The organism is Leptotrichia trevisanii DSM 22070, assembly GCF_000482505.1.
In the GTDB taxonomy this organism is placed as follows: Bacteria; Fusobacteriota; Fusobacteriia; order Fusobacteriales; family Leptotrichiaceae; genus Leptotrichia; species Leptotrichia trevisanii.
On the sequence record NZ_AXVL01000082.1, the window covers coordinates 1 to 1,835 of the forward strand.

General features: G+C 27.7%; 4 protein-coding genes. 3 read left to right on the plus strand and 1 reads right to left on the minus strand.

Translation table 11 applies throughout. The annotated features are described in order from the left end of the window. A partial coding sequence (locus K324_RS0109615) for a helix-turn-helix domain-containing protein (protein WP_026748934.1) occupies nt 1-474 on the minus strand: 474 nt, incomplete at its 3' end. Between the two features lie 215 nt (nt 475-689). Between K324_RS0109615 and K324_RS0109620 the strand changes: the two genes are divergently transcribed. The 3 genes from K324_RS0109620 (at nt 690) to K324_RS0109635 (ending at nt 1,684) form a co-directional block, all read left to right on the plus strand. Further along, nucleotides 690-905 (plus strand): hypothetical protein, encoded by a 216-nt coding sequence (locus tag K324_RS0109620; protein WP_026748935.1) that lies wholly within the window; start codon nt 690-692, stop codon nt 903-905. 13 nt (nt 906-918) lie between these two features. Beyond that, nucleotides 919-1,236, plus strand: coding sequence for a hypothetical protein (locus K324_RS0109625; RefSeq protein ID WP_026748936.1), 318 nt, complete (start codon nt 919-921; stop codon nt 1,234-1,236). 121 nt (nt 1,237-1,357) lie between these two features. After that, the gene (locus K324_RS0109635) at nt 1,358-1,684 is read left to right on the plus strand and encodes a hypothetical protein (RefSeq protein WP_026748937.1); all 327 of its coding nucleotides are present in this window, start codon (nt 1,358-1,360) and stop codon (nt 1,682-1,684) included. Nucleotides 1,685-1,835: the final 151 nt, after the last annotated feature.

Genomic DNA, 1,835 nt, shown 5'->3' on the forward strand with positions numbered 1-1,835 from the left:
GTCCACTACATCAACAACCATTATATCACCATCGTGATAATATGGCTCCATGCTATCTCCTCTAACTCGACAGGCAAAATCTCTTTTCTTTACATTTTTGTTTATGTTTGGGATACTAATATATTCTATCTCTTCAATATTGTCATCCATTTCAATTAATCCGTTTCCTGCACTTGCCATTCCGTAAATTGGTATTTGAATAAAACTTGTAAATATTTCGTCAGATACATTACTTTCTTGTTTTTTAGGATTGTGTCCAAGCATTTCGATAAAATCTTTTTTTAAGACTTTAGATAACGCAATTAATAAATTAGTATCTAATTTTTGTCTTTCCATACTTTCTATTCTTGAAAGTCCTGAAATTGAAATATCTACACCTTCTTTTTTTAATTTTTCAATAACATCTTCTTGGTAATAACCAAGTTCTTCACGTCTTTTTCTGATTTCGTTAGAAACCTTTTCTATTTTGTTCATATTAAAAAACCTCCGTTATTATTATTAAAATTATACCCCATTTTTTGACATTTGTAAAATTATTTGAAAAAAATCAAATATATATTTGACAAATGTAAAATTATATAGTATAATAATCTTGTAAATGAAAATACATTATTTTTTTAACCTTTTATTTGCATTTTGTCAAATGAAACAATATAAAAACTACAACCTTACCATAGGAGATGATAAAAATGAGAAAAGAATTAATTAACAAAATGAAAAAAAGAGGATATGAATTAAAAGATGAGTTTAACTTGAGAAATGAAACAAGTTTTATTTTTGACAAAGAATTTAAAAAGAACATATTGAGCATAATGTTCACATACAATAACGCAGAGAAAAAATTTAACAGAAATTTTGGAAAATTAAAAATTGAAAAAGATGACGGAAGCATAGAAATATTTTAGGAGATGATAAAAAATGGTTGAAAAACAAAAGATAATAAAAGAATGGGCAAAAGAAAATTGCTTTGGTTACCCACAACAAGGCATAGCCAAAATGGAATACTATGATAGTGGTTTCAAAGAGCTGAAAAAGAAAATTCCTGACATAACAGAAGACGAAATAAAAGGTTTTGAATACGACGGAATATATGATGAATATGAATTAAGCCCATCAGAATATGGGAACGAAGATTTGGTAAAGATTATGAAAAAATCGGATATGATTCATAACGTATCAAAAATAAAATGTGTAATCGTAGGAAGAAAAAGAAAATTTAGTTTAGGAGGAATGTAAAATGAAATTTGAAGCATTACAAATAGTAAATGAAAACAACAAAAAGGTTTTAAAAGAAAGAGAAGCTAAAAAATTAAAAAACAGAATTAAGAGATTGTTTAAAAAATAAATTTTAAAGGAGATGATTGAAATAAAAACAGTAACAGATGAAATTATAGAATTGATGAATGATGAGGATTTATTAAAAAGAATCTTGAACACTTTAGACAAATCTAAACGTCACGTCGAATTTTATAACAATGGGTACGGCATTTCAATTGTCCCTGATGTTAATAACTCTAACTTGTATCAAGTAGCAGTGCTAGTTGGTACAGAGGAAGAATATGATGTTTGTTTTGATACTCCAATAACAGATGATGTTATTGAGGGATTGTCGATTTTGGAAGCTCACGAAATTGCAAAACAGGTTTCAGAGCTTGAGGCGAACTTTACAGGAACATTGAATTGATGTTTTACCAAGCTCATAAGTGATTGTGAGTTTGTATAAGATATTAATAAAAATTTAGGAGGAATAATGACAATAAGAGAACAGCTTGAAGCTGAAATGGATCAAGAAGAAATTAAGGAAATGGAGGAAAATAGCATTGATGACAACAAAG